This is a genomic window from Amycolatopsis thermalba, assembly GCF_003385215.1.
In the GTDB taxonomy this organism is placed as follows: domain Bacteria; phylum Actinomycetota; class Actinomycetes; order Mycobacteriales; family Pseudonocardiaceae; genus Amycolatopsis_E; species Amycolatopsis_E thermalba.
Genome location: NZ_PQHW01000103.1, coordinates 1 through 24,957, shown reverse-complemented (window position 1 = coordinate 24,957; position 24,957 = coordinate 1). Strand labels below are relative to the sequence as shown.

Genomic DNA, 24,957 nt, shown 5'->3' with positions numbered 1-24,957 from the left:
TCGACCAGGCCGTCCAGTCGTTGGGCCACGAACCGGGAACGCCATTTCGCGACCATCGCGCGCCCGACGCCCAACTCCGCGGCGATCTCGCTGTTCGAGCCGCCCTCGGCGCACCGCAGCACGATCCCCGACCGCAACGCCAACGCCTGAGCCGTCTTCCGCCGCTGCACCCAGTTCCGCAACGTCTGTGCCTCATCAACGGACAAGGCCAACTCAGGCAGCTTCGGATTCGGCATACCGCACCCTACAGCTGAACTCGAATTAACGACTCAGGACACTAGCGGTTCGGCAGCAGCTCCTGCGCCTTGGTCTTCAGGCCCTGCACCAGGACGTGCCACGCGTCGCGGTCGCCCTTGAGCATCGCCTCGGTCGTGGACTTGATCTGCTCGAACGTCGCGTGCGGCGGGATCGGCGGCACCTCCGGGTCACAGCGCACGTCGAGCAGCGCCGGGCGGTCCGCGGACAGCACCCGGTCCCACGCCGCGCCAAGCTGGTCCGGCGAGTCCACCGCGACCGCCTCGAAGCCCAGCGAGCGGGCGAACTCGGCGTAGGAGAACTCCGGCAGCGACTGCGACTCCTCGAACTTCGGCGCGCCGCCCATCGCCCGCAGCTCCCACGTGACCTGGTTCAGGTCGTTGTTGTGGAACACGCACACCACCAGCCGCGGGTCCGACCACAGGTGCTGGTAGCGCTGGATGGTGAGCAGCTCGGCCATGCCGTTCATCTGCATCGCGCCGTCGCCCTCGAGCGCGATCACCGGCCGGTCCGGGCAGGCGAACTTCGCGCCGATCGCGTACGGCACGCCCGGCCCCATCGTGGCGAGCGTCCCGGACAGCGTGCCGCGCATCCGCCCGCGCATGCGCAAGTTCCGCGCGTACCAGTTGGTCGACGAACCCGAGTCCGCGGTGACGATCGCGTCCTCCGGGATCCGCTGCGACAGCTCGTGCACCACCCGCATCGGGTTGACCGGGTCCGCGTCGACCATCGCCTGCTGCTCGACCGTCTCCCACCAGGACGTGACGTTCTGCTCGATTTTCTGCCGCCAGGCGCGCTCTTCCTTGCGTCGCACCATCGGCAGCAGCGCGCGCAGCGTGCCCTTCGCCTCGCCGACCAGGTTCACCTCGGTCGGGTACCGCATGCCGATCATGCTGCCGTCGATGTCGATCTGGATCGCGCGCGCCTTGCCGAACTCGGGCAGGAACTGGCTGTACGGGAAGTTCGAGCCGACGATCAGGAGCGTGTCGCAGTCCCGCATCATCTCGTAGCTCGGCCGCGTGCCCAGCAGCCCGATCGAGCCGGTCACGTACGGCAGGTCGTCGGGCAGGACGTCCTTGCCCAGCAACGCCTTCGCGACCCCGGCGCCGGTCAGCTCGGCGATCTCGCGGACCTCGGCCGCGGCGTTGCGCGCGCCCTGCCCGATCAGGATCGCGACCTTCTCGCCCGCGTTGAGGACGTCCGCGGCACGCGCCAGCTCGTCCTCCGGCGGGATGACCACCGGGTGCGGGAAGCCGGGCGGGCTGGACGGCACGTGCTTGAACGCGTGCTTCGGCGCCGAATACGGCTCTTCCTGCAGGTCGTTCGGGATGATCACGGCCGTCGGCGCGCGCTTGGCCAGCGCGGTGCGGATGGCCCGGTCGAGCGCGTTGGGCAGCTGCTCGGCGACGTTGACCTCGACCAGGTACTCACTGGCCACGTCCTTGAACAGCGGCTGCAGATCCACCTCCTGCTGGTAGGACCCGCCCATCGCGCTGCGCGCGGTCTGGCCGACGATCGCCACCACCGGGACGTGGTCGAGCTTGGCGTCGTACAGCCCGTTGAGGAGGTGGATGGCTCCCGGCCCCGAGGTCGCCATGCACACCCCGACGTGCCCGCTGAACTTGGCGTACCCCACCGCCTCGAACGCGGCCATCTCCTCGTGACGGGCCTGGACGAAGCGCGGCTTGTTGTCCGCCTTGCCGAACGCGGCGACGATGCCGTTGATCCCGTCGCCCGGGTAGGCGAACACCTGCTCGACGTCCCACTCCCGCAGGCGCTGCAGCAGGTAGTCGCCGACCGTCTCCGACATGGAAAACTCCTCACGCTCCTCGGCTCAGTCCCACGAGGGACTTACCCGGGGCGCCCCGGCCCGACACCTCCGGCACCGCGGTGCTGATCGCCTGCAGCGGCAGGCCGTCGTAGACCTGCAGGGTTTGCAGGTGGTGCAGCATGATTCCCTCGCGCAGCGCCCACGGGCACACGTCGACCTTGCGGATGTCGAGCGTGTCCATGGTCGCCTTGGCGACGATCGCGCCGGCCAGGATCTGCCGGGCGCGCGGCGCGGACACCCCGCGCAGGCGGGCCCGTTCGGCTGCCGTCATCTCGGCCAGGCGGGGGATCCACGCGTTGAGCGCGTCGACGGTGAGGGTGCGCCGCACGAACGGGCCGCGCACCTGCGGCGGCGCCCCGGCCAGGCGGGCGAGCTGCTTGAACGTCTTCGACGTGGCGACGGCGCGGGCGGGGACGCCCTCCCATCTCAGCCGGTCGGCGACCTCGCGCAGCATGTCCCGCACGTGCCGCCGCATCGCCTTGACCTGCCGGACCGACGGCGGGTCGTCGGGCAGGAACGTCCGGGTCAGCCGGCCCGCGCCCAGCGGCAGGGACAGGGTGAGCTGTGGTTCGGCGTCGCGGCCGAGAGCGATCTCCAGCGAGCCACCGCCGATGTCGAGCAGCAGCAGGCGGCCCGCGGACCAGCCGTACCAGCGGTGCGCCGCCGCGTAGGTCAGCCGGGCCTCGTCCTCGCCGGTGAGGAACTGGGGGCGCACGCCGGTGCGCTCCTCGATGCGGTTGATGACCTCGTCCCGGTTGGCCGCGTCCCGGATCGCCGAGGTCGCGAACAGGAACAGCTGCTCGACGCGGTGCAGCCGCGCGGCGGCGAGCGCGGCCTCCACGGCGTCCACCGCCCGGCACACGCCCTCCTCCGCGATCGCCCCGCACTCGTCGATCTGCTCGGCCAGGCGTGTGGGCTCTTTCACAGCCAGCGCCGGTAATGGCGGGGCGCCCGGGTGGGCATCCACGATCTGGAGCTGCGCCGAGTTCGAACCGATGTCGAGCACGCCGAGTCGCATAAGGCCCTGCGTACCCCGTTTAGCCCCGCGTCACACGGCTATCTCCGATCTCATGGAGACGTTCCACTACACCGCGACCGCCGATCTGCCCGCCGATGAGGCGTTCGCGTTCATCTCCGACACACCCAACCTGCCCCGGTTCCTGCCGCAGAACCTGGACGAGGGTTGGTTGCGCACGGACCCGGCGAGCAGGCACCTGGCGTGGGGCACCGAAAGCGAGGGTGACGATTGCGGTGAGTTGCGTGTCCACGAACGCGGTCCCGGGCAGTGCGAGATCGCCATCACGCTGCACACCGACCGCACCGACGGGGACCAGGTGCGCACGGAACTGGCGCAGGCGGTGGCCGCGCTGACCCACCAGGCCAGCGCGGACGCCGACGAGCAGCGCGAGGGCCAGCAGGCGGGCTGGGTCTGAGCCGCGCGTGGTGCTCTAATCGGGCACATGCGCGAACACGTGATCGTGTCGTCCACCACCGACAGCGAGACCACGGCCCGGGAGCTGGCGGCGCAGGCCGTCGAGGCGCGGCTGGGCGCGTGCGCCCAGATCGTGGGCCCGATCCTGAGCGTCTACCGGTGGGACGGCCGGGTGCAGGCCGATCCGGAGTGGCGCGTGGAGATCAAGACCGCGGCCGACCGGGTCGCGGCCCTGGTCGAGCTGATCAAGCAGCAGCACAACTACGAGGTGCCGGAGATCATCGCGACGCCCATCGAGGGCGGCAGCGCGGAGTACCTCGCGTGGCTGGTCGAGGAAACCAGGCCGGTTGATCGTTGACGGGCCGACCGGGGAAACGTAAATTTCTTTCACATGTCGCGCCTGGTCCGGATAGCGCTCGTCGTCCTGTTCTGCCTCGCGTCGGTCCCGGTGACCCCGGCATCCGCCGAGAGCCGCTTCTACTGGGGAGTGGCCACCGCGGGCTTTCAGTCCGAGGGCAGCGCCCCGGACAGCAACTGGTCGCGGTACGTCGCGAAGGGCGGCGTGGACCCGTACGCCAACGCCACCGACTTCCGGCACCGCTACGCCGAGGACATCGGGCTGGCGAAGGACCTCGGCGTCAACACCTTCCGGTTCAGCGTGGAGTGGGCGCGGGTGCAGCCCGCGCCCGGCGGGTGGGACGAAACCGAGCTGGCCTACTACGACGACGTCGTCCGGCACATCCGCGCCGCCGGCATGACCCCGATGATCACGCTGAGCCACTGGGTCTACCCCGGCTGGGTGGCCGACCAGGGCGGGTTCACCGCCGCGAAGACCGTGGACGACTTCCTCGCCTTCACCACGCGTATCGCCGAGCGCTACGACGACGTGCTGTGGGTGACGTTCAACGAGCCGGTCGCGTTCCTCACGCAGGAGCTGAAGATCGGCGCGGTCACCCCGTTCCAGGTCCCCGCCTGGCAGGCCAACGTGGTCGAGGCGCACCGCCGCGCATACGACGAGATCCACCGGCTCGACCCGTCCGCGCGGGTCACCAGCAACCAGGCCTTCTACGCCGGCTTCAACCCGGTCACCGACCTGGTCGTGATGGACCGGATCACGGACAAGGTCGACTTCGTCGGGCTGGACTACTACTACGGCGTCAGCCTGACCAACCTCACCGCGATCCACGCGGCGTTCGAGCAGTTCTGGAAGGTCAAGCCGCAGCCGGAGGGCATCTACTACGCGCTGCGCTACTACCACGACCGCTACCCGGACCTGCCGCTGTACATCGTGGAGAACGGGCTGCCCACCGACAACGGCCAACCGCGCGCGGACGGCTACACCCGCGCGGCGTCGATCCAGGACACGCTGTTCTGGGTGCAGCGCGCGAAGGCCGACGGCATGAACGTCATCGGCTACAACCACTGGAGCATCACCGACAACTACGAGTGGGGCAGCTACCGGCCGCGCTTCGGACTGTACGAAGTGGACGCTCTGACCGATCCCGCGCTGACCCGGCGGGCGACCGACGGGGTCGCGGCGTACCGCGACGTGATCGCGCGCGGTGGCGTCGGGCCGTCGTACCGGCTGGTCCAGGGGCCGGCGCTGTGCTCGCTGGTCGATCCGCTGGGCAGCTGCCTGTCGCCGGCCGATCCGTCCGGGCCGCTGGCGCCGCTGGGAACATCCGGCGCCGGTTCGTAGTTGTCCGGACATGGCGAAGACGTTGCGGTGGGCCCTGCCCGCGCTGCTCGGCGGGGCGGTGGCGGCCCTGTGGGAGATCCCGGTGGCGTTCGGCGGGCGGCCCGATCCCGAGCGCATGCGGCGCTCCCCGCAGTTCCACGACGGCCGGTTCCGCAACCTCGCCCCGCCGCTCGTGCAGCCGGCCCGGGCCCGCGACCTGGTCGGCGAGATGGTGTTCGGCAAGCAGCGGCGCAAGCCGACCGGGCCGGTACCGCTGGTGCGGCCGGGGGCGCCGGCCGATGAGGGGCTGCACATCACCTGGTACGGCCACGCGTCGTCGCTGATCGAGATCGACGGCCGGAAGGTGCTGGTGGACCCGGTGTGGGGCGAGCGGGTGTCGCCGTCCCGGTTCGTCGGCCCGAAGCGCATGCACCGGCCGCCGCACCAGCTGGACGAGCTGCCCGAGCTGGACGTGATCATCGTGTCGCACGACCACTACGACCACCTCGACCGGCCGACGGTGGTGCGGCTGGCGAAGACCCAGCGCGCGCCGTTCGTGGTCCCGCTCGGGGTGGGCGCGCACCTGCGCCGGTGGCGGATCCCGGCGGAGCGGATCATCGAACTGGACTGGGACGAGTCGGTGTCGGTGGGCGGGGTCGACGTGACCGCGTCGGCCGCCCAGCACTTCTCCGGCCGGGCGTTCACGCGGAACAACACGCTGTGGGCGTCGTGGATCGTGGCGCGGTCCGGGCGGAAGGTGTTCTACACGGCGGACTCGGGCTACTTCGAGGGCTACCGCGCGATCGGGGAGAAGTACGGCCCGTTCGACGCGGCGCTCGTGCAGATCGGCGCGTACCACCCGGCGTGGCCGGACATCCACATGACGCCGGAGGAGGGAGTCGCCGCCCACCTCGACGTGCGTGGCGGGCTGCTGATCCCGGTGCACTGGGGCACGTTCCGCCTGGCGATGCACGGCTGGAGCGAGCCGGCCGAGCGAGCCTGGCGCGAATCGAAAGCACACGACGTGGCACTGGCGATCCCCCGCCCCGGTGAGCGGATCGACGTGGACAACCCGAAGCCCATCGACCCGTGGTGGCAGCCGATCGGCTGACGCGGCGCGCCGGCGCCCTGATCACCCAGCGACCACCTGCCCGAGGTGAGACAACAACGGTCCCCCGTCATCCCGGAGCCTGCCCGTCCGGCGAGGACATCTTTTGATCTTTAAACCGCCGCCCAACACAGCGACGCGCCCAGCGGCCCCGATCAGGTCGGCCGCACGCGGGTCAGCCCCACCCGGTCCGCCGCGCGGCGGATCTTGAAGAACGTGTTCCGGAACCACGCCATCAGCGTGGCCCGCGCGTCCGGATCGAGCTGCTGCTCCCCGGCGGCCTTCACGGCCTTGTAGTGGTCGATCAGCGTGTGCAGCCACGCGTCCACGTCCCGGACGCTCTCCAGCTGCACCACGCCCCCGGTCTCCGGCAGCCGCCGCAGGAACTCCTCGTGCGTGTTGCGGACCCAGTGCGACAGCTTGAGGTCGATCTCCGGGATCACCACCGGCGGGTCCAGCTCGAACGCCAGCCGCGACCGCCATCCGAGCAGCTCCCGCTCCACCGGGTGGTCCCAGCGGCCCGGGCGGCCCAGCTGGTGACCGGCGATGCGCCGCTCGGCGAACCACAGGAAGTCCTCGGAACCCCGCCGCAGGGTGCTGATCATCGACGGCGCGAGCGCGCCGATCACGGTCCGATCGACGACGTCCCACGTCGTGCCGCCCGCGAACGGGCTGTCGATCTTGAGGGTCTTCACGGTCCGCACCCTGAATTACTGCCCTATCTTCCCGTTCGTCCGCAACCCGCCATCGGTGTGCTTTACCTCATGCCGAGCCTGCGGTCCAGGCTGATTTCGATCACGACCCGCTCCGGGTTCGGCTTCGGCTGGCGGTGATACCGCACGGCGTAGCGGTTTTCCGCGTCCGCCACCGACTCCGGATCCTCCCGGACCACCGCCGATCCCTCCAAACTCGACCAACGGCGACCGTCCACCTGGCTCACCACGACACGCGCGGGCTGCCCGGCACGCACGTTGCGTGCCTTGACGCTGCCGCGGCGGCAGATCACCCGCGCCGTGGTGAAGTCCTCGTCCACGGTGACCCCGACCGGCACGACGTGCGGTTTCCCGTCCGGACGCAGGGTCGTGAGCATGCACAGGTGCCGCTCGGCCCAGAACGCCCGCAGCTCGTCGCTGGGCGCCTCGGTGGTCGTGATCATGCGCGTCCCTTCGCGTCGGTCGGCGTCCATCTTGCCAAGATCTTCCGCATGATGGGCTCCACCCACGCGCTCACCGGCTGGTGCGCCGGCCTCGCGCTCGCCCCGGCCATCGGCGCCGGCTCCGTGCACCAGGCGCTGGCGTTCGCCGCGACGACCGCCGGTTTCGCGTTGCTGCCGGACCTCGACCACCCGCACGCCCGCGCCTCCAAGCTGCTCGGGCCGATCACCGGCCTGGTGTGCTGGCTGCTCCGGCACACCTCGGCCGCGCTGTACAAGGTCACCAAGGGCCCGCGCGACGAGCGGGGCCGGGGCAGCCACCGGCACCTGTCGCACACGCTGCTGTTCGCGATCGGCCTGGGCGCGGCGACGACGTACGGCACCCGGGCCGGCGGCTGGTACGTCGTGGCCGGGGTGGTGCTGTTCGCGTTGCTGCTCGCCGCGGACGCGCTGGGGGACTGGTTGCTGCTGGTCGCCGGTGGCGGGGTGCTGTGGTGGGCGCTGACGGCCAGCGCCGCGGCCGAGTTGTCGCAGCTCACGGGCTGGCTGGGGATCGCGGTCGCGGTGGGCTGTTTCGTGCACTGCCTCGGCGACGCGCTCACCGAATCCGGCTGCCCGTTCCTGTTCCCGGTGCCGATCGCCGGCGAGATCTGGTACGAGCTGCGGCCGCCGGCGTTCCTGCGCTTCCGCACCGGCAAGGGCGTGGAGAAGTTCCTGATCGTGCCCGTCTTCACCGTGCTGGCGGTGCTGCTGGTGCCCGGCGCGTGGGCCGGTCTGGTCGGGTTGTTCGCCGAACCCACGGTGGCCGCGGGCGGCTAGAATCGGACACGATGACGACCCCCGCGAGCCGCACCGGACTGCGCGCCGACGCGCGCCGCAACCGCGCCCGTGTCCTGGCCGCGGCGCAGGAGGCGTTCGCGGACGAGGGCCCGTCGGTGCCGCTGGACGAGATCGCGCGACGGGCCGGGGTCGGCGCGGGCACGGTCTACCGGCATTTCCCCAGCAAGGAGCTGCTGTTCGAGGCGGTCGTGCTGGACCGCATCGAGTGGCTGGCCGCTCAGGCGAAGGAGCGGCTCGAGGCGGCCGACCCGGGCGCGGTGTTCTTCGAGTTCTTCGACGTGGTGGCCGAGCAGGCGCTGCTGAACAAGGCCCTGTGCGACGCGCTGGAGGCGAGCACCGGACTGCCGTTCAAAGCCGCCGCCGAGGAACGCGCCGAGTTCCGCGCCGCGTTCGCCGACCTGCTGCGCCGGGCGCAGGCCGCGGGCGCCGTCCGGGGCGACGTCGAACCCGGCGACCTGACCGCCCTGCTCGCGGGCTACCTCGCGATCCAGCGCCAGGCCCCGCCGGGACGGCAGCTGGCGAAGATCATCGCCGACGGCCTGCGCGCCTAACGCCGCACCGCGAGTTCACCCAGCTCCGACCAGTCGTCCTGGGGCACCTCGAAGTTGACGACCCGCGGGGTCTCCGCCAGGTGCGGCGGCAGGGTCTGCTGCGCGGTCTTGAAGTGGTCGGACTGGACGTGCGCCGCGCCCGCCTCACCGTCGCGGAAGGCTTCCACCAGCACGTACTCGGTTGGGTCCTCGACGCTGCGGGACCAGTCGAACCACAGGCAACCCGGCTCGGCGCGGGTGGCGAGCGTGAAGTCCCGCGCGATCGCGGGCCAGTCGTCGGCGTACTGGGGCAGGATGCGGAACTTCGCGGTGATGAAAATCATGGCTCCACCGTAGGGCCGCGGGGCCGCGCCCACACCGGATGCGGCCCCGCGCCGGGTCACGGCGTGACGCCGAACTGGTTCGCCAGGTCCGTCAGCATCGCCGACGCGCCCTGCAGGCTCACCGCGGTGAACCAGGTCGTGTCGCTGACCTCGACGATCTTGCCCTTGAGCGTCGCCCACAGCGGGTTGGCCTGGAACTTCGCCTTCGGGTCCTCCGCCGTCTTCGTCTCGTCGGAGTACGACGACACGAAGATGATGTCCGCGTCCAGCTTCGCGATGTCCTCCTGGCTGAGGTTCACCGAGATCTTGTCGGTGGCGTCCGGCTGGCCGGCGGGCCGGGACAGCTTCGCGTCGGCCATCACGATCCCGGGGTAGGACGCGCTGCTGTAGAGCCGCACGGTCGGCTCGCCCTCGACGAACCGCACGATCGACACCGTCGGCGCCCGGCCGAGCTTCGCCGCGATCTCCTGGCCGATCCGCTGCGCCCGCTGCTCGTAGGCGCCGATCTTCTGCTCGGCCAGCGACTCCTTGCCGAGGACCTGCCCGAGCAGGCGGATGTTGTCCTTCCAGACCGCGCCGGTCGTCGTGGAGAAGACCGTCGGGGCGACCCCGGTGAACTGCTCGTAGTACTTCTCGTGCCGCACCTTCGCCGACACGATCACGTCCGGCTTGATGTCGTAGAGCTGCTCGACGTCCGGGCTCTCCAGCGGGCCGACCACCTTGGCGCCCGCGCCGAACCGGCGGTCGTCGCCGAGGTAGTCGGGCAGCTGGTCGAAGTTGCGGTACTTCGTGTACGCCACGACCTGGGCTTCGAGCGCGAGCGCGGCGTCCACGTAGCTGGTGTCGAGCGCGGCCACGGTCTTCGGCTGCGTCTCCAGCACGGTCGAACCCATCGCGTGCTGGATGGTGCGCGGATAGCCGGCCTGGTCCGTCCCGCCCTGCTGCGCGGCTTCGTCGGTGCCGCCACCGCACGCCGTGAGGGTCAGGCACGCGGTCACGGCCAGCGTCAGTGCTGCTCGCCACGGTCTCGTCATCGGGATCTCTCTTTCGGTTAGCCTTGCCTAAGCGGAGCATAGGATGCGGTTTGTCCCGTTTGGAAGCGCGAGTTGGATAGGCGACATCAGTGACGGTGGTGGCGACAGCCCGGCCACGGACGCGCAGGCAGCGTCGTCTCGCCGGTATCGGCGGGCTCGCCGTTCTGCTGGCCCTGATCTGCGCGGCGAGTGTCGCGCTGGGTACGAAGTCGATCCCGCTCGGTGAGGTGTGGACGGCGCTCACCCAGCCGTCCGGGTCCGAATCGGACATCATCGTCCGGTCGCTGCGGGTGCCGCGCACGGTGCTGGGCCTGCTCGTCGGGCTCGCGATCGGTGTCGCCGGCGCGCTCATGCAGGGCCACACGCGCAACCCGCTCGCCGATCCCGGCTTGCTCGGCGTCACGCACGGCGCGGCGCTGGCGGTGGTGTTCGCGGTCGTCGTGCTCGGGGTCGACGGGCTCTACGGGTTCATCTGGTTCGGCTTCGCCGGCGCGCTGCTGGCCAGCGTCGCGGTGTTCCTGCTCGGCGCGGTCGGCGGCAAGGGCGCGACGCCGGTGACGCTCGCGCTGGCCGGGGCGGCGGTGAGCGCCCTGCTGCACGGGCTGGTGTCGGCGATCATCCTCGGCGACGAGCGCGGCATGGACACCTACCGGTTCTGGCGCGTCGGGTCGATCGCCGGGCGCGACTTCGCGATCACCGGTCAGATCGCGCCGTTCCTGGTGCTCGGCCTGCTGCTCGCGCTGGTCAACACGCCCGGCCTGAACACGCTGGCGCTGGGCGAGGACGTCGCGACCGCTCTCGGGCAGCGGGTGCTGCGCACGCGGGTCCTCGGCGTCGCCGCGATCACGCTGCTCACCGGGTCGGCGGTGGCCGCGTGCGGGCCGATCGCGTTCCTCGGGCTCGTCGTGCCGCACCTCGCCCGCGCCATCACCGGCCCGGACTACCGCTGGCTGGTGCCGGTGGCCGGGCTGCTCGGCGCGGTGCTGCTGCTGACGGCGGACGTGCTCGGGCGCGTGCTGACGGGCGACAACTTCGAGGTCGGCATCCTGCTCGCGATTCTCGGGGCGCCGGTGTTCATCGTGCTGGTGCGGCGGCGGGGGCTGAGCAAGATATGACTCGCAAGGTGCTGGCCGCCGGGCCGGTGGCGTGGACGGTCAAGCCGCGGGTGATCGCGCTCGTGGTCGTCGCGGCGGTGCTGCTGGTGCTGGTCGCCGCGATCAACATCGGGATGGGCAGCTCCCGCATCGGGATCTGGAACGTGCTGGAGACCCTGCTCGGCGGCGGCACCCGGCGGGAACGCGGGATCATCTTCGACCTGCGCCTGCCGCGCACGCTCGCCGGTGTGCTGGTTGGCGCCGCGCTCGGGCTGTCCGGCGCGCTGTTCCAGTCGGTCGCGCGGAATCCCCTGGCCAGCCCGGACATCCTGGGCATCACGTGGGGCGCGGGGGTCGGCGCGGTCACCGCGATCGTCGCCGGCGGGTACCGCGGCCAGGTCAGCGGCATGGTGAGCGCGCTCGGCGTGCCGGTCGCCGGGTTGATCGGCGGGCTGCTGGCGGGCGTGCTGCTGTACGCGTTGTCGTGGCGGCGCGGTATCGACGGCTACCGGATGGTGCTGATCGGCATCGGGTTGTGGGCGATCAGCTACAACATCGTGAACTGGCTGCTGGCCGCCGGGGACGTGAACGACGCGGCGCGCGCGACGACGTGGCTGGTCGGCAACCTGGCCGACGTCGGGTGGGACTCGGTGGGGCCGGTCGCGATCGCGCTGGCCGTGCTGGTGCCGATCACGCTGGTCTGCGGGCGGACGGTCGGCGGGCTGCAGTTCGGCGACGACACCGCGCGGGGACTCGGCATCCGGGTCGACGGTGCTCGCGGGGCGTTGTTGTTGCTGGCGGCCGCGCTGGCCGCCATCGCGGCCGCCGCGGCGGGGCCGATCACGTTCGTCGCGCTGGCGACGCCGCAGATCGCGGTGCGGCTGGCGAAGACCGCGCAGCCGCCGCTGGTCGGGTCGATGGTGCTGGGGGCGTTGCTGACCGTGGGTGCGGACCTGCTGACCCGGCTGTTGCTGCCGGATCTGCCGGTCGGGGTGCTGACCGCGATCCTCGGGGCGCCCTACCTGATCTTCCTGTTCGTCCGGAGCCGCCGGGAGGCACGAGCATGACGTCACGACTGCGAGCCGAGGGCCTGAAGCTGGGGTACGGCGAGCGGGTGGTGGTCGACGGTCTGGACCTGGATGTGCTGGACGGCACGATCACCGCGATCATCGGCCCGAACGGTTGCGGCAAGTCGACGTTGCTGCGGGCGCTGGCGCGGCTGCTGGCGCCGCGGGAGGGCGCGGTGCTGCTGGACGGCGAGCGGATCGACAAGCTGCCCACCCGCGAGGTGGCGAAGGTGGTCGGGCTGCTGCCGCAGTCACCGGTCGCGCCCGAGGGGCTGACGGTCGGTGATCTGGTGGCGCGCGGGCGGCACCCGCACCAGCGCTGGTACCGGCAGTGGTCGTCGTCGGACGAGGACGCGATCGCCAATGCTCTGCGGCTCACGGGGATGGACGTGCTGGCGGACCGGGTGGTCGACGAACTGTCCGGCGGGCAGCGGCAGCGCGCGTGGATCTCGATGACGCTCGCGCAGGAGACCGGGCTGTTGCTGCTGGACGAGCCGATCACCTACCTCGATCTGGCCCACCAGATCGACGTGCTGGACCTGGTGCACCGCCTGCACCGCGACCGCGGCACGACGGTCGTGATGGTCCTGCATGATTTGAACTTGGCCGCCCGCTACGCCGACACACTGGTGGCAATGCGCGACGGGCGGATCATCGCGCAGGGCCCGCCGTCGACGGTGCTGACGGAGCCGCTGCTGGACGAGATCTTCGGCCTGACTGCAAAGGTCCTGCCCGACCCGGTCTCCGGAACACCGCTGGTGGTGCCGATCAGCGCCCACCTCCAAGACGGCGGCGGGGACTGAGGCACCCCCGGGGCGGGACAGGCACAGGACTGAAGCACCGCCCCCCGGGCGGTGCTGGTTGCGTGGCCACCGCATTGGCCGCGCCGACTGCCACGATGGCGCCGTGGGCGCCGTGTCGGCGGGTGCGGACGGCGGGTTTGGCCCGCACCGGGGGCGGTGTTGGCTGGCGCCCGCGCCGGGTTGCCGCTGCGGGCACTGTGTTTGCCGCCGCAGGCGTCGGGTTCCGCGTTGGCCGATTTTCGGGCGTTCGTCGGTGTGGGTGCTCGGGCGGTCTTCCGAAAAGTCGGCCCCTTCGCGGGCCCGGCTGTGTTGTAGTGGCGGTATGTCGACTTCCGCTCTGTTCGCCTACGTCCTCGTCGCGCTCGTGGGCGTTATGACGCCCGGTCTCGACACGATGTTGATGCTCCGCCACACCCTGCTCGGCGGTCGGCGGGCCGGCTTCCGGGCGCTGACCGGCATCAACCTCGGCTGCCTGGTGTGGGGGACGGCGAGCATCGCGGGCCTGACCGCGCTGCTGACCGCCTCCCGCATCGCCTACGACGTCGTGCGGATCGTCGGTGCGGCCTACCTGATCTGGCTCGGCGCGTCCGCGCTGTGGAAGAGCTTCCGCCGCCACCAGGCGCCCCCGGAGATCGGCGTCGAGCCGGGACGTGGTGCCCTCCGCGCCGGGCTCGTGACGAACCTGCTCAACCCGAAGGTCGGCGTGTTCTACCTGAGCCTGCTGCCGCAGTTCCTGCCCGCCGGGTCCGGGCAGGCGGCCTGGGGCGCCCTGCTCGTCCTCATCCACGTGTCGATCGGCTGGCTGTGGATGGGCACGGTCCTCCTGCTGGCGGCCCAGGCCCGCCGGTTCCTGTTGCGCGACGCGGTGCGGCGGTGGCTCGACCGTCTCACCGCGACAGTCCTCATCGGACTCGGACTGCGGATCGCTACGGAGTCCCGCTGAGCGACAGCGCCATGTACTTCACGTCGAGGTACTCCTCGATACCCTCGGCGCCGCCCTCGCGGCCGAACCCGGACGCCTTCACGCCACCGAAGGGCGCCGACGCGTTCGACACCAGCCCGGTGTTGAGCCCGACCATCCCGGTCGCCATCCGCTCGCCGACGCGGATGGCGCGGTCCAGGTCGCGCGTGAACACGTAGGCCACCAGGCCGAACTCGGTGTCGTTGGCGAGCCGGACCGCCTCGTCCTCGTCCTCGAACGTGGTCACCGGCGCCACCGGGCCGAACACCTCCTCACGCAGGATGCGGGCGTCCGGCGGGACGTCGGTGAGCACGGTCGGCGCGTAGAAGAAGCCGTCACCGTCCAGCGGCTTGCCGCCGGTGGTCGCGTGCGCGCCGCGGGACAGCGCGTCGTCGACCAGCTCGATCACCTTGTCCCGCTGCTCGGCGCTGATCAGCGGCCCGACCTTCACCCCGTCCTCGGTGCCGTGCCCGACCTTCAGCGACGACATCGCCTCGGTCAGCTGCCGCACGAACTCCCCGGCGACCGACGAGTGCACGTGGAACCGGTTCGCCGCCACGCACGACTCACCGTTGTTGCGCATCTTCGCGGTGACCGCGCCCTTGACCGCCGCGTCCAGGTCAGCGTCCTCGAACATCAGGAACGGCGCGTTGCCGCCCAGCTCCATGGACATCCGCTGCAGGTTGGGCGCGCACTGCTCGACCAGCTTGCGCCCGACCTCGGTGGACCCGGTGAAGGACAGCTTCCGGATCCGCGGGTCGGCCAGGGCCGGGTTCACGACCCGGCTCGCCGACGTGCTCGGCAGCACGCTCAGCACCCCGTCCGGCAGCCCGGCTTCCTTGAGCAGGCCGGCGAGGTTCAGCATCGACAACGGCGTCAGCTGCGCCGGCTTGACGATCATGGTGCAGCCCGCGGCGATGGCCGGCCCGATCTTGCGGGTGCCCATCGCGAGCGGGAAGTTCCACGGCGTCACCAGGATGCACGGCCCCACCGGGTGCTTCGACACGAGCACGCGCCCACCACCGGCCGGGCTGCGCGCGTACCGCCCGTCGATGCGCACGGCCTCCTCGGCGAACCACCGGAAGAACTCGGCGGCGTAAGTGACTTCGGCCTTCGACTCCTCCAGACTCTTGCCCATCTCCAGCGTCATCAACCGGGCCAGCTCGTCGGCGCGGTCGGTCATCAGCTGCCACGCGCGGCGCAGGATCTCGCCCCGCTCGCGCGGCGGTGTCGCGGCCCACTCCTCCTGCTTCGCGACGGCTGCCTCGATGGCCTCGCCGACATCGGCGTCCTGCGCGTCGGAGACCTCGCAGAGCTGCTGCTCGGTCCCCGGATCGTGCACACCGAAGCGGCTGCCGTCCGCGGCGTCACGCCACCGACCGGCGAGGAAGAGCTGACGCGGTACTCCATCGAGGTTCATGCGCCGTGACTACCCGTGCGCACCTCCTCGTATGCCTCGGGCAACTGCCGCATCCGGCGCAACGGCGAGCAGACCAGCCACAACGCCGACACCGCCACGCCCGCTCCGGCCAGCCACAACGTCCCCCGCAGTCCGGCCACGCTCGCCAGCACCCCGGCGAGCGCGCTCCCGACCGGCCCCGGCGCGAAGTACAGGAACGCGGAGGTGGCCGCCACCCTGCTCTGCAGCCGCTCGGGCGTCACCGCCTGCCGGTAGCTGACCTGGTGCACGTTGAGCACCACGATGCTCACCCCGGTCAGGAAGTTGCCGACGGGATACCACGCCATGCCCCAGCCCGGCGTGGTCAACGGGATCATCAGGTATCCCGCGCCCCACACCAGCGCGCTGATCCACATCAGCCGCGCCTCGCCGAGCCACCTGCCGAGCCGGCGCGTCACGGCCGAACCGAGCAGCGCCCCGGTCAGCCCGCCCGCCTGCAGCAACCCGATCATGCCGGGCGACAGGTGCACCTCGCGCAGCAGGAACAGCGCCGCCACCGTGATCTGGAACTGCTGGCACACGCTGACGCACACGTTGTGCGCCCCGATCACGCGCAGCACCGGGTGCCGGAAGACGAACCGGAGCCCGTCGCTGATCTCCCGCCGCAGCGGCGCTCTCGCAAGGGCCACCGGCACCTGGTCCGGCGCGCGGATCCGCCGCAGCCAGGCCGCGGACCACAGGAAGCTCACCGCGTTCACCCCTACCGCCGTGGCCCCGCCGAACAGCTGCACCAGCCATCCCGACAGCCCGGGCGCCGCCACCGCCGCGACCGAGACGTTGGCCTGCAGCCGCGCGTTGCCTTCCACCAGCTGCGAGCGCGCGACCAGGCTCGGCAGGTACGTCCGGTGCGCCACCTCGAAGAACACCGACAGCACCCCGGCCACCGCCACCACCACGTACAGCTGCGGCATCGTGAGCGCACCGAACGCCGCGGCGAGTGGTACCGAGCCGAACGCCATCGCGCGGCCCAGGTCGGCCGCCACCAGCACGCGCCGCTTGCGCATTCGGTTCGTCCACGCGCCCACCTGCAACGCCAGTAGCAGGTACGCCAGCGTCTCCAGCGTCCGCAGCACGGACACCTGCACCGCCGTCGCCTGCAGCGTGATCGCCGCCAGCAACGGCACCGCGAGCAGGTTGATCCGGTCGCCGAACTGGCTCAGCGCATCGGCCAGCCACAGACGCCGGAAATCCCCGTGCCCCAACAACCCCCATCGCATGGTCCCCCCTCGGTTCCGCCAGATGAACAACGTTAGCGAGGGGTACCGACAAAAAATGAGCGGCAGAGCCCGGACCCCCCGACGAGTCCGGGCGCTGCCACTCGGATGACCCGGGATTACCCGATGTCCCGCCGCTGAAACCGCGCCAGACCCGTGGCAAGCGCGACCGCCGCGATGCCGAGCAGCCACGCGAACGGCGTGACCACGAACTCCGCGCTCGGCAGCTTCGGGACGTGCGTGAACGGCGAGATGTCCAGCACCACCTGCGGCGCCTGCACGACCGGCCCGAACAGCGACAGCAGGAGGAACACCGCGGCCACGCCCCACGCCGCCGTCGCGAGCTTCGGCGCGAACCCGAACACCACCACGGCGATCCCGACGACCACCCACACCGCGGGCGCCTGCGCGACCGTCGCGCCGAGCACCGCGGGTACCTGGCCGCTCACGTCACCGACCCGCAACCCGTGCAGCAGCCCGGCGAACAGGCCCGACACGACCAGCAGCAGAGCCGTCCCCAGCAGCGAGAACACCAGGTGGCTCCCGGCCCACTGCAGCCGTCGCACCCGCGTCGCCAGCAGCGGTTCCAGCCGCAGCGCGATCTCCTCCGACCGCATCCGCAGCGTCGCCTGCACCGCGTACATCGAGGCGACCATCCCGAAGATCCCGGCGATCATCGCGAGGAACGTGTCGACCAGGTTCTGCGCGCCGCCCAACCGCTCGAACGCCTGCTGGGCCTGCGCGCTCTCCCCGACGAGGTCGCCGATGCCGGCGGCCAGCGAGCCGAACATCGCCCCCAGCACCGCGAACCCGGCGGTCCACCCGATCAGCACGCCCCGGTGCAGCCGCCACGCCAGCGCGAACGGCGACCGCAGCCCGGGCGCCGCCACCGGAGGTCCCGGGCGCGCCGGGAAGATGCCCATCCCGACGTCCCGCCGCGGCAGCAGCCGGTAGGCCACCGTCCCCAGCACGACTGCCACGGCGACGAGCAGCAGCGCGACGGCCCACCGGTCCCCGGCGAACGGCCGCGTCTGCGTCGCCCACCCGAGCGGTGACAGCCACGACAGCCACGACACGTCCGTCGCCGAGTCGCCGACCGCGCGGAGCAGGAAGGCGAACCCGAGCACCGCGGAGGCGATGCCGTTGGCGGTGCGCGAGTACTCGGCCAGCTGGGCGGCGATCGCGGCGACCGCGGCGAACACGAGCCCGGTCAGCGTGGTCGTGAGCCCGAACGCCACGGAACCGCCCGCCGGCAGGCCGGCCCCGATCAGGCCCAGCGCCGCCAGCAGCCCGGTCCCCGCCGCGGCGATGCCCGCGGTGATCAACCCGGCGGTCAGTGCGGCGTAGCGCCCGGTGACGGTCGAGGACAGCAGCTCCTGCCGCCCGGTGTCCTCCTCCTGACGGGTGTGCCGCGTGACGGTGAAGATGCAGGCCAGCGCCGTGAACAGGGGCAGGAACACGCCGAAGCGCCAGGCCGTGAACCCGCCCGCGGTGGACAGGTCGAACGGCGGCCCGTAGAGCAGGGTGATCGACGGGTTCGCGCTCATCCCCGTCGTCAGCGACGCCCGGCTGGCCGCGTCCGGATACAGCTGTTCGTAGGCGCCGGCGCTGCTCGCCGGCAGGATCCCGATCACCAGCGCCCACAGCGGCAGCACGATCCGGTCCCGCCGCACCGCGAGGCGGACCAGGTGCCGGGTGCCCACCAGCGCGGTCACCGGGCGCTCGCTTCGGTCGTGTAGTGGCGCAGGAACAGCTCCTCCAGCGTCGGCGGCTGGCTGGTCAAGCTGCGGACGCCGACCTCGGTGAGCTTGCGCAGCACCTGGTCCAGCGATTGGGTCTCGACGTCGAAGCGGACGCGGTTGCCGTCGACCTTGAGGTCGTGCACCTCGGACAGCGAGCTGAGCCCGTTCGGGTGACCGGCCAGCTCCGCCACGATCGAGGTCCGGGTGAGGTGCCGCAGTTCGTGCAGGCTGCCGGTCTCGACCGCGTGCCCGTTGCGGATGATGCTGACCCGGTCGCACAGGGCCTCGACCTCGGCGAGGATGTGGCTGGACAGCAGCACCGTGCGCCCCTTGTCGCGCTCCTCCTGGATCGCGTACTGGAAGGTGGCCTCCATCAGCGGGTCGAGGCCGGAGGTCGGTTCGTCGAGGATCAGCAGCTCGACGTCGGAGGACAGGGCCGCGACGATCGCGACCTTCTGCCGGTTGCCCTTGGAGTAGGTGCGGCCCTTCTTCTTCGGATCGAGGTCGAACCGTTCGATCAGCTCGTCGCGGCGACGCTTGTCGAGACCGCCGCGCAGCCGGCCGAGCAGGTCGATGACTTCGCCGCCGGAGAGGTTGGGCCAGAGGTTGACGTCTCCGGGGACGTAGGCGAGCCGTCGGTGCAGGCTCGCCGCGTCGCGCCACGGGTCGCCGCCGAGCAGGCGGGCGGTGCCCCGGTCCGCGCGCAGCAGACCGAGCAGGACGCGGATGGTGGTGGACTTCCCGGCCCCGTTCGGGCCCAGGAAGCCGTGCACTTCTCCGGTCTTGACCTGCAGGTTCAGGTCGTCGAGGGCCTTGGTCGCACCGAACGACTTGTGCAGGCCCTCGATGGAGATGGCGTTGTCCATGGACGTGAAGCTACAGAGTTTTCACAAAGTTGTGAAGTTAGGAAAACGTATAGATTGTCTGAAGCGCTGGACGGATGCGGAAGGATGATCGGTGATGCGTGACGAAGAGGCGGTGCGCCGGTACGTGGAGCGGCTGGCCCTCGTGCTCACCCAGCTCGGCATCCAGCGCATGGCCGCGCGCGTGGTGGCCGCGCTCATGGTGACCGACGACGGCCGCCTCACCGCGGGCGAGCTGGCGGAGAAGCTTCAGGTCAGCCCGGCGGCGGTGTCCGGGGCGGTGCGGTACCTGGAGCAGGTGGGGCTGGTCGAGCGGCAGCGGGAGCCCGGTGAGCGCCGCGACCACTTCCGGGTGCTCGACGACCTGTGGTACGCGAGCATGCGCAAGCGGGACCGGTTCATGGAGATGTGGCGGGACGCGGCCGAGGAGGGTGTCGACGCGGTGGGGGCGGACACCCCGGCGGGCCGGCGGCTGGCCGACACGCGGGACTTCCTGTCGTTCATCATCAAGGAGCTACCGCTGCTGTTCGAACGCTGGGAGAAGGAGCGCGCGTCGAGCCAGGGCGTGCGCGGGGGGACGGGATGAACGACTACGACAGCTTCGCCGAGGTGTACGCGGCGGAGAACGAGCACAGCCTCATGAACGCGTACTACGAGCGGCCCGCGATGCTGGCGCTGGCCGGGGACGTGGCCGGCCGCCGGATCCTGGACGCCGGCTGCGGCGCGGGCCCGCTGACCGCCGAACTGCGCGACCGCGGCGCGGTGGTCACCGGCGTCGACGCCAGTGCCGCGATGCTGGCGCTGGCGCGGCGGCGGCTCGGTGACGAGGTGCCGCTGCACGAGGCCGACCTGCGCGACCCCCTGCCGTTCGCGGACGAGTCGTTCGACGACGTGGTCGCCTCGCTGGTGCTGCACTACCTGGAGGACTGGGGCCCGACGCTGGCCGAGTTGCGGCGAGTGCTCCGGCCCGGCGGCCGGCTCATCGCGTCGGTGGACCACCCGTTCGTCGCCTACACCATCCAGGAGCCCCGGCCGGACTACTTCGCGACCACCAGTTACAGCTTTGACTGGGAGTTCGGCGGGCAGCGCTTCCCGATGAAGTTCTGGCGCCGGCCGCTGCACGCGATGGCCGGTGCCTTCACCGCCGCCGGTTTCCGCCTGGTCACCATCAGCGAGCCGCAGCCCGATCCGGCCGCCCGTGAGCTGTTCCCGGACGACTTCCACAGCCTGTCGACCAAGACCGCCTTCCTGTTCTTCGTGCTGGAGGCTCTTGCCCCCTGACGCTCACGAGGTGGGCAGCACCGCCTTGACGAGTTTGCGCGCCAGCACCGCCGGGTCGCCGGCCTCGGCGTCCCAGTGCCGGAAGAATCCCTGCTGGAACGCCGCGCCCAGCAACAGCGTCGCGATCGCGTCCGGGTCCGATGTGGACGGCAGGCGGCCGAGCCGCTGCTCCGCGCGCAGGTAGTTCGCCAGGCGGGTGACGGGGGTGCGCGGCCCGGCGCCGTGCTCGCGGATCGCGTCTCGGTGGGCCGTCAGCAGCTCCTGCGAGGAGAACAGGGACGCGCCGATCGGGAAGCTCTCGGTGTAGAAGTCGATCGCCGTGGCGGTGACGCGCACCAGGTTGGCGCGCACGCCGTGCCGCCCCGGCGTGAGGTCGCCCAGCACCGCCTCCAGGCCGGGCAGCTGGGAGGAGATCACGCCGAGGAAGATCTCCGTCTTGTCCGCGAAGTGCTTGTACAGCGCCGCTTCCGAGAAGCCGGCGGCGCGGGCGATCTCCTTGGTCGTGGCGCGCGCGTAGCCCTGCTCGCGCATGATCTGCGTGGCCGCGGCCAGGATCTTCTCCCGAGTTCCCATGCGTTCTCAGCGTTCTCTCAGTGCTCGCTTGACGGTTAGTGAGTACTCACTCACTATAGCAGGTGAGTGAACACTAACCAGGGAGGAAAGCCATGAAGCTGACCGTGTTCGGGGCGACCGGTGGGACGGGCGTCGAGGTGGTGCGGCAGGCGCTGGCGGCGGGTCACCAGGTCACCGCCGTGGTGCGCGATCCGGCGCGGCTGGACGTGCCCGCGCAGCCGCGGCTGGAGGTGGTGACGGCGGACGTGTTCGACCCGGACTCGCTGGTGCCGGCCATCTCCGGCCGCGAGGCCGTGCTGTCCGCGCTGGGCCCGCGCGACCGCGGGCCCAGCGTGATCTGCCGCGACGGGACGAGCGGCATCATGACCGCGATGACGGCGGCCGGCGTGCGGCGGCTGGTCGTGGTCAGCAACAGCGGCATGCACCGCGAGGGGGACGGCTGGTTCACGCGCCTGGTGGTCAAGCCGATGCTGATCCGCATGCTGCGCGAGGAGTACGCGGACATGGGCGAGATGGAACGCCGGGTGATCGCGTCCGGGCTCGACTGGACCATCGTGCGCCCGCCGAAGCTCAACGACGGCCGCCACACCGGCCGGATCGCCAGCGAGACCAGGGGAAACGTGCGTGGCAGCTTCACCATCTCGCGGGCCGACCTGGCCGACTACGTCCTGCGTGCGGCCGCGGATCCGGGGCTGTCGAAGATGGCTGTGTCGATTGCCAAGGGCTAATGTGAACGGGTGTCAACTTCTCGTGCTCTCCTGACCGTGGCGGCCACCGTCGGCCTCGCGCCGGTGCTGGTCGCGCAGGGTCTTCGCGTCCGCCGGACGACGCCGCGGTTGCCGGGTGCGTCCGGGCCGCTGACGGGTTCGGTTCCCGGCCCGGATCCGGTGCGGCTGCTGGTGATCGGCGAGTCCACAGTGGATGGCGTCGGCGCGGGGACGCACGAGGAGGCGCTGACCGGGCAGCTCGCGTCGGTGCTGGCCGGGCGGCTCGGGCGCGGGATCTCCTGGCGCGTCGCGGGCCGGACGGGTGCCAACGCGCGAACCGTGCGGGCGGAACTGCTCGACGAGGCGTGCCGGGAGCCGGCGGACCTGGTCGTGGTGGCGCTCGGCGTGAACGACACCATCGAGATGCGCTCGCCGGGCCGGTACCGGCGCGACCTGCTGGCCCTGGTGGTGGCGGCGCGCCGGGCGCTCGGCCCGGTGCCGGTCCTGCTGGCCGGTGTCCCGCCGCTCGGCGCGTTCCCGTCGCTGCCGCAGCCGTTGCGCCTGGTCCTGGGTCTGCGGGGCGAGGCGCTGGACGCGGCCGCCGCGACGCTCGCGGCCCTACCGGGCGTCACCCACTGCCCGGTGCCGCGCGAGGTGGTCGACCCGGAGCTGTTCGCGACGGACGGCTTCCACCCCGGGCCCGCCGGCTACCGGTTGTGGGCCGGGAAGCTGGCGGAAGCGGTCGCATTGGTCTGAACGGGTGAAACCGGCCGCTGCCGACCAGGTGCTTTGGAAAAACTTCTGTCGCTGTGTATCTGGCGAGGGCTCCTCCGCGTCATAGGGGGCGTTGGCTGGTTGCACACCGACTGGAGGAACGCATGAGTTCTCCCCGGCCCTTCGCCGAGGAAATCCGCGCCGTGCGGGATTCCCTTGCCACGATGGGGGATCCGTGGCAGGCGGGGGAGACGGTGCTCAGCCGGCTGGCGGGCGAGTCGCGCAGGGTGCGGCTGGGGGTGCCGGCCCCGAGCGCGGCCGAGGTGGAAGCCCGGGCCGATCTGCCCGGGCGGATGCTCGAGGTCGCGCTCGGGGCCGCCGGCCAGCCCTGCACCGCCCTCCACGCGCCGGGCAGCACGCTGCCCGTGAAGTTCGACCTGCGCGACGTGTGCGGTCGCAGCTACGTGACACCGGTGAAGGACCAGGGGGAATCGGGGTCGTGCAGCGCGTTCGGCACCGTGGCGGCGCTGGAGGGGACCGCCGCCTACACGCGCCGCAACACCGGCATGCGCCTGGACCTGTCCGAGGCGCACCTGTTCTTCGGGTTCGCGCCCGGGCACCGCAAACCGGGAGACACCGGATCCTGGCCGGACGACCTGATGGGTGATTGCGCGTCCCACGGCGTCACCTTCGAGGACTACTGGCCCTACTCGGACGAGGGAACCGGCGCGTTGCACCCGAACTGGGTGAACCGCGTCGCCCGCGCGGAAGGCGTCGTCGATCTCACCCAGGACCCGGCCGCGATCAAGCACCACATCTACGGCTATGGCCCGGTCACCGCGTGCATGGTGATCTACGACGACTTCTTCCACTACACCGGCGGCATCTACCGCGCCACCACGACGGAGAGCAACGGCGGGCACTGCGTCGCGCTCATCGGGTGGGACGACGAGCAGAACTGCTGGATCGCCAAGAACTCCTGGGGCACCGACTGGGGCGAGGGCGGGTTCTTCCGCATCGCCTACGGCGAAGCCTTCATCGAGGACTACCCGGAACCGCGGCCGACGACCCTCGGCTGCACCGGGGTCACCCTGCGCGCCTGGCTACCGCCGCAGCGCGCGCTGCGCCTGTTCTCCGCCGGTGACGGCGAATGGGCGTATCTGGAGCAGCTGGGCTGGGTCCGGCTCTCGGGGGACGCCGCGAGCGTGAGCCGTCAGCTCGCGCTGCTCGCCGAGGCGCGGGCGGGTGGTCATCCCGTCAGCCCGTTCCTCGACCGCGGCGTGCTGACCAAGGTTGCCACCACCTACTGATGGGGAGCGAAGCATGACCACGAGCAAGAGCGAGACGCCGGACACCGGCCCGCAGGACGACCCGAACGCCGAACTGGCCGCCCTGACCGCGGAGACCGGGCCGGGCGCGCCGACTGGCGTGTACGACCCGAACACGCCACCGGCTGGTGTATACGACCCGAATACTCCGCCGCCCACGGGTGTGTACGACCCGAATACTCCGCCGGCTGGTGTGTACGACCCGAATACTCCGCCGCCCACGGGTGTGTACGACCCGAATACTCCGCCGGCTGGTGTGTACGACCCGAATACTCCGCCGGCTGGTGTGTACGACCCGAATACTCCGCCGACTGGTGTATACGACCCGAATACTCCGCCGCCGACCGGTGTGTACGACCCGAACACCCCGCCCAACGGCAACGGTTCGGTGCACCCGGCCCAGCCGGTCCACCCGGCGCAACCCGCCCAGCCGGCGCAGGGCGTCTGGATCCGCAACCGCTCCATCACGAGCCTGTGGTCGACGAGCGCCAACCCGGGGGTCTGGGTGTTCGTCGCCGGCCTGGGCTGGAAGCGGCTCGCCTCCGCCGGGGACGGGCGCAGCTCCCTGACGACCCTGGCGCTGCTGGCCCGTAACCACGGGCTGCCGGTGTCCTTCCACGAGAACGCCGCCGGGCAGATCGACCAGATCCTGGTCTGACGCCGGCACACAGACCGGCGGTGGCCGGCAGCCGAGGGGGCCGCCGGCCACCGCCACCCCGGGGGGCTTCCAGTGGCACAGATCCGGCTCGCGCAGGCGGATGCGGGGGAGACGGCTCGGCTGCGGGTGGGGGACACGGTCGAGCTGCGTCTGCCGGAGGTCCGCGCGTCGGGGTACCGGTGGCGCTGGCGGCTGCCGGACTCGGTCCGCGTGGTGGCGGACGAGCACGTCCGGTCCCACGGGGAGGGGCCACCGGGGGAGGGGGGCGTGCGCCGGCTGGCACTCGAC

The 24,957-nt window shown here is 71.4% G+C and carries 29 protein-coding genes; 17 read left to right on the top strand and 12 right to left on the bottom strand.

The genetic code is table 11. From position 1 onward, the window contains the following. From D0D15_RS36110 to D0D15_RS29200, 3 genes are all read right to left on the bottom strand, one after another. Positions 1–236, bottom strand: a 236-nt coding sequence (locus D0D15_RS36110) for a helix-turn-helix domain-containing protein (protein ID WP_162830624.1), incomplete at its 3' end; no start/stop codon positions are given. A gap of 41 nt (positions 237–277) precedes the next feature. After that, complete coding sequence (locus tag D0D15_RS29205; protein WP_115944910.1) at positions 278–2,065, bottom strand: thiamine pyrophosphate-requiring protein; 1,788 nt, start codon at positions 2,063–2,065, stop codon at positions 278–280. Positions 2,066–2,075: 10 nt separating this feature from the next. After that, a complete protein-coding gene (locus tag D0D15_RS29200; protein ID WP_244214995.1) occupies positions 2,076–3,011 on the bottom strand; it encodes a Ppx/GppA family phosphatase in 936 nt (311 codons plus the stop codon). A 145-nt stretch (positions 3,012–3,156) separates the two neighbouring features. Between D0D15_RS29200 and D0D15_RS29195 the strand changes: the two genes are divergently transcribed. The 4 genes from D0D15_RS29195 to D0D15_RS29180 are packed head-to-tail and all read left to right on the top strand — an operon-like array spanning position 3,157 to position 6,307. After that, on the top strand, positions 3,157–3,519 hold the full coding sequence (locus tag D0D15_RS29195) for a hypothetical protein (protein ID WP_094008707.1): 363 nt from the start codon (positions 3,157–3,159) through the stop codon (positions 3,517–3,519). Between the two features lie 27 nt (positions 3,520–3,546). Further along, positions 3,547–3,876, top strand: coding sequence for a divalent-cation tolerance protein CutA (gene cutA / locus D0D15_RS29190; RefSeq protein WP_094008708.1), 330 nt, complete (start codon positions 3,547–3,549; stop codon positions 3,874–3,876). A 33-nt stretch (positions 3,877–3,909) separates the two neighbouring features. Beyond that, on the top strand, positions 3,910–5,217 hold the full coding sequence (locus D0D15_RS29185; protein ID WP_094008709.1) for a glycoside hydrolase family 1 protein: 1,308 nt from the start codon (positions 3,910–3,912) through the stop codon (positions 5,215–5,217). A gap of 10 nt (positions 5,218–5,227) precedes the next feature. Continuing rightward, positions 5,228–6,307, top strand: a complete 1,080-nt coding sequence (locus D0D15_RS29180; protein WP_094008710.1) for an MBL fold metallo-hydrolase — start codon at positions 5,228–5,230, stop codon at positions 6,305–6,307. Between the two features lie 152 nt (positions 6,308–6,459). On the opposite strand, the gene D0D15_RS29175 is transcribed toward D0D15_RS29180, so the two are convergent. Next, on the bottom strand, positions 6,460–6,999 hold the full coding sequence (locus D0D15_RS29175) for a hypothetical protein (protein ID WP_233157521.1): 540 nt from the start codon (positions 6,997–6,999) through the stop codon (positions 6,460–6,462). Positions 7,000–7,061: 62 nt separating this feature from the next. Beyond that, positions 7,062–7,490 carry a pyridoxamine 5'-phosphate oxidase family protein gene (locus D0D15_RS29170; protein WP_094008712.1) on the bottom strand — a complete coding sequence of 143 codons (429 nt, stop codon included), beginning with the start codon at positions 7,488–7,490 and terminating at the stop codon, positions 7,062–7,064. A gap of 18 nt (positions 7,491–7,508) precedes the next feature. On the opposite strand from D0D15_RS29170, the gene D0D15_RS29165 reads away from it, so the two are divergent. Both D0D15_RS29165 and D0D15_RS29160 read left to right on the top strand, forming a co-directional pair. Beyond that, positions 7,509–8,276 (top strand): metal-dependent hydrolase, encoded by a 768-nt coding sequence (locus D0D15_RS29165; RefSeq protein ID WP_167481581.1) that lies wholly within the window; start codon positions 7,509–7,511, stop codon positions 8,274–8,276. An 11-nt stretch (positions 8,277–8,287) separates the two neighbouring features. Further along, positions 8,288–8,848 (top strand): TetR/AcrR family transcriptional regulator, encoded by a 561-nt coding sequence (locus tag D0D15_RS29160; RefSeq protein WP_115944908.1) that lies wholly within the window; start codon positions 8,288–8,290, stop codon positions 8,846–8,848. On the opposite strand, the gene D0D15_RS29155 is transcribed toward D0D15_RS29160, so the two are convergent. Together D0D15_RS29155 and D0D15_RS29150 are read right to left on the bottom strand one after the other, a co-directional pair. Beyond that, positions 8,845–9,171, bottom strand: a complete 327-nt coding sequence (locus D0D15_RS29155; protein ID WP_094008714.1) for a putative quinol monooxygenase — start codon at positions 9,169–9,171, stop codon at positions 8,845–8,847. The two genes, D0D15_RS29160 and D0D15_RS29155, sit on opposite strands and share 4 nt — an antisense overlap. Before the next feature lie 56 nt (positions 9,172–9,227). Further along, positions 9,228–10,205: an ABC transporter substrate-binding protein gene (locus tag D0D15_RS29150; RefSeq protein ID WP_233157523.1), complete on the bottom strand. Its 978-nt coding sequence runs from the start codon at positions 10,203–10,205 to the stop codon at positions 9,228–9,230. 89 nt (positions 10,206–10,294) lie between these two features. Here D0D15_RS29150 and D0D15_RS29145 point away from each other — a divergent pair, with 89 nt between their 5' ends. The 4 genes from D0D15_RS29145 (at position 10,295) to D0D15_RS29130 (ending at position 14,112) form a co-directional block, all read left to right on the top strand. After that, the gene (locus tag D0D15_RS29145) at positions 10,295–11,320 is read left to right on the top strand and encodes a FecCD family ABC transporter permease (protein ID WP_094008716.1); all 1,026 of its coding nucleotides are present in this window, start codon (positions 10,295–10,297) and stop codon (positions 11,318–11,320) included. After that, complete coding sequence (locus tag D0D15_RS29140) at positions 11,317–12,366, top strand: FecCD family ABC transporter permease (RefSeq protein ID WP_115944907.1); 1,050 nt, start codon at positions 11,317–11,319, stop codon at positions 12,364–12,366. Before D0D15_RS29145 ends, D0D15_RS29140 begins: the two co-directional genes overlap by 4 nt. Beyond that, positions 12,363–13,169 (top strand): ABC transporter ATP-binding protein, encoded by an 807-nt coding sequence (locus D0D15_RS29135; protein WP_094008718.1) that lies wholly within the window; start codon positions 12,363–12,365, stop codon positions 13,167–13,169. Before D0D15_RS29140 ends, D0D15_RS29135 begins: the two co-directional genes overlap by 4 nt. Positions 13,170–13,491: 322 nt before the next feature. Beyond that, positions 13,492–14,112 (top strand): LysE family translocator, encoded by a 621-nt coding sequence (locus D0D15_RS29130; RefSeq protein ID WP_094008719.1) that lies wholly within the window; start codon positions 13,492–13,494, stop codon positions 14,110–14,112. On the opposite strand, the gene D0D15_RS29125 is transcribed toward D0D15_RS29130, so the two are convergent. The 4 genes from D0D15_RS29125 to D0D15_RS29110 all read right to left on the bottom strand — a co-directional run bounded on the left by D0D15_RS29125 (position 14,096) and on the right by D0D15_RS29110 (position 19,411). After that, a complete protein-coding gene (locus tag D0D15_RS29125; RefSeq protein WP_094008720.1) occupies positions 14,096–15,550 on the bottom strand; it encodes an NAD-dependent succinate-semialdehyde dehydrogenase in 1,455 nt (484 codons plus the stop codon). The two genes, D0D15_RS29130 and D0D15_RS29125, sit on opposite strands and share 17 nt — an antisense overlap. Then, complete coding sequence (locus D0D15_RS29120) at positions 15,547–16,806, bottom strand: MFS transporter (RefSeq protein ID WP_167481580.1); 1,260 nt, start codon at positions 16,804–16,806, stop codon at positions 15,547–15,549. Before D0D15_RS29120 ends, D0D15_RS29125 begins: the two co-directional genes overlap by 4 nt. A 116-nt stretch (positions 16,807–16,922) precedes the next feature. Beyond that, positions 16,923–18,518 carry an ABC transporter permease gene (locus D0D15_RS29115; protein WP_115944906.1) on the bottom strand — a complete coding sequence of 532 codons (1,596 nt, stop codon included), beginning with the start codon at positions 18,516–18,518 and terminating at the stop codon, positions 16,923–16,925. Next, positions 18,515–19,411: an ABC transporter ATP-binding protein gene (locus tag D0D15_RS29110; protein ID WP_094008723.1), complete on the bottom strand. Its 897-nt coding sequence runs from the start codon at positions 19,409–19,411 to the stop codon at positions 18,515–18,517. Before D0D15_RS29110 ends, D0D15_RS29115 begins: the two co-directional genes overlap by 4 nt. 94 nt (positions 19,412–19,505) lie before the next feature. Here D0D15_RS29110 and D0D15_RS29105 point away from each other — a divergent pair, with 94 nt between their 5' ends. Together D0D15_RS29105 and D0D15_RS29100 are read left to right on the top strand one after the other, a co-directional pair. Continuing rightward, positions 19,506–19,994, top strand: a complete 489-nt coding sequence (locus D0D15_RS29105; RefSeq protein WP_094008724.1) for a GbsR/MarR family transcriptional regulator — start codon at positions 19,506–19,508, stop codon at positions 19,992–19,994. Then, complete coding sequence (locus tag D0D15_RS29100) at positions 19,991–20,689, top strand: class I SAM-dependent methyltransferase (protein WP_094008725.1); 699 nt, start codon at positions 19,991–19,993, stop codon at positions 20,687–20,689. Before D0D15_RS29105 ends, D0D15_RS29100 begins: the two co-directional genes overlap by 4 nt. Positions 20,690–20,692: 3 nt before the next feature. Here D0D15_RS29100 and D0D15_RS29095 read toward each other — a convergent pair whose 3' ends face one another. Then, positions 20,693–21,262, bottom strand: a complete 570-nt coding sequence (locus D0D15_RS29095; protein ID WP_094008726.1) for a TetR/AcrR family transcriptional regulator — start codon at positions 21,260–21,262, stop codon at positions 20,693–20,695. A 92-nt stretch (positions 21,263–21,354) separates the two neighbouring features. Between D0D15_RS29095 and D0D15_RS29090 the strand changes: the two genes are divergently transcribed. The 5 genes from D0D15_RS29090 to D0D15_RS36685 form a co-directional block, all read left to right on the top strand. Further along, entirely contained in the window at positions 21,355–21,990 is a 636-nt protein-coding gene (locus tag D0D15_RS29090) for an NAD(P)-dependent oxidoreductase (RefSeq protein WP_094008727.1), read from the top strand. A 9-nt stretch (positions 21,991–21,999) separates the two neighbouring features. Next, entirely contained in the window at positions 22,000–22,725 is a 726-nt protein-coding gene (locus D0D15_RS29085) for an SGNH/GDSL hydrolase family protein (protein WP_094008728.1), read from the top strand. A 122-nt stretch (positions 22,726–22,847) separates the two neighbouring features. Beyond that, a complete protein-coding gene (locus D0D15_RS29080) occupies positions 22,848–23,993 on the top strand; it encodes a C1 family peptidase (protein ID WP_167481579.1) in 1,146 nt (381 codons plus the stop codon). Positions 23,994–24,006: 13 nt separating this feature from the next. Then, on the top strand, positions 24,007–24,669 hold the full coding sequence (locus D0D15_RS29075; protein WP_094008730.1) for a hypothetical protein: 663 nt from the start codon (positions 24,007–24,009) through the stop codon (positions 24,667–24,669). A 72-nt stretch (positions 24,670–24,741) separates the two neighbouring features. Beyond that, positions 24,742–24,957, top strand: a 216-nt coding sequence (locus tag D0D15_RS36685) for a protease inhibitor I42 family protein (protein WP_208646199.1), incomplete at its 3' end; no start/stop codon positions are given.

Bases quoted from the DNA above. Each gene is read 5' to 3' on its own strand.
- D0D15_RS29195 (WP_094008707.1), top strand. From the start codon at position 3,157: ATGGAGACGTTCCACTACACCGCGACCGCCGATCTGCCCGCCGATGAG.
- D0D15_RS29075 (WP_094008730.1), top strand. From the start codon at position 24,007: ATGACCACGAGCAAGAGCGAGACGCCGGACACCGGCCCGCAGGACGAC.
- D0D15_RS29185 (WP_094008709.1), top strand. From the start codon at position 3,910: ATGTCGCGCCTGGTCCGGATAGCGCTCGTCGTCCTGTTCTGCCTCGCG.
- D0D15_RS29155 (WP_094008714.1), bottom strand. From the start codon at position 9,171: ATGATTTTCATCACCGCGAAGTTCCGCATCCTGCCCCAGTACGCCGAC.
- cutA (WP_094008708.1), top strand. From the start codon at position 3,547: ATGCGCGAACACGTGATCGTGTCGTCCACCACCGACAGCGAGACCACG.
- D0D15_RS29135 (WP_094008718.1), top strand. From the start codon at position 12,363: ATGACGTCACGACTGCGAGCCGAGGGCCTGAAGCTGGGGTACGGCGAG.
- D0D15_RS29150 (WP_233157523.1), bottom strand. From the start codon at position 10,205: ATGACGAGACCGTGGCGAGCAGCACTGACGCTGGCCGTGACCGCGTGC.
- D0D15_RS29080 (WP_167481579.1), top strand. From the start codon at position 22,848: ATGAGTTCTCCCCGGCCCTTCGCCGAGGAAATCCGCGCCGTGCGGGAT.
- D0D15_RS29110 (WP_094008723.1), bottom strand. From the start codon at position 19,411: ATGGACAACGCCATCTCCATCGAGGGCCTGCACAAGTCGTTCGGTGCG.
- D0D15_RS29100 (WP_094008725.1), top strand. From the start codon at position 19,991: ATGAACGACTACGACAGCTTCGCCGAGGTGTACGCGGCGGAGAACGAG.
- D0D15_RS29095 (WP_094008726.1), bottom strand. From the start codon at position 21,262: ATGGGAACTCGGGAGAAGATCCTGGCCGCGGCCACGCAGATCATGCGC.
- D0D15_RS29140 (WP_115944907.1), top strand. From the start codon at position 11,317: ATGACTCGCAAGGTGCTGGCCGCCGGGCCGGTGGCGTGGACGGTCAAG.
- D0D15_RS29205 (WP_115944910.1), bottom strand. From the start codon at position 2,065: ATGTCGGAGACGGTCGGCGACTACCTGCTGCAGCGCCTGCGGGAGTGG.
- D0D15_RS29130 (WP_094008719.1), top strand. From the start codon at position 13,492: ATGTCGACTTCCGCTCTGTTCGCCTACGTCCTCGTCGCGCTCGTGGGC.
- D0D15_RS29160 (WP_115944908.1), top strand. From the start codon at position 8,288: ATGACGACCCCCGCGAGCCGCACCGGACTGCGCGCCGACGCGCGCCGC.
- D0D15_RS29180 (WP_094008710.1), top strand. From the start codon at position 5,228: ATGGCGAAGACGTTGCGGTGGGCCCTGCCCGCGCTGCTCGGCGGGGCG.
- D0D15_RS29105 (WP_094008724.1), top strand. From the start codon at position 19,506: ATGCGTGACGAAGAGGCGGTGCGCCGGTACGTGGAGCGGCTGGCCCTC.
- D0D15_RS29120 (WP_167481580.1), bottom strand. From the start codon at position 16,806: ATGCGATGGGGGTTGTTGGGGCACGGGGATTTCCGGCGTCTGTGGCTG.
- D0D15_RS29125 (WP_094008720.1), bottom strand. From the start codon at position 15,550: ATGAACCTCGATGGAGTACCGCGTCAGCTCTTCCTCGCCGGTCGGTGG.
- D0D15_RS29165 (WP_167481581.1), top strand. From the start codon at position 7,509: ATGATGGGCTCCACCCACGCGCTCACCGGCTGGTGCGCCGGCCTCGCG.
- D0D15_RS29090 (WP_094008727.1), top strand. From the start codon at position 21,355: ATGAAGCTGACCGTGTTCGGGGCGACCGGTGGGACGGGCGTCGAGGTG.
- D0D15_RS29170 (WP_094008712.1), bottom strand. From the start codon at position 7,490: ATGGACGCCGACCGACGCGAAGGGACGCGCATGATCACGACCACCGAG.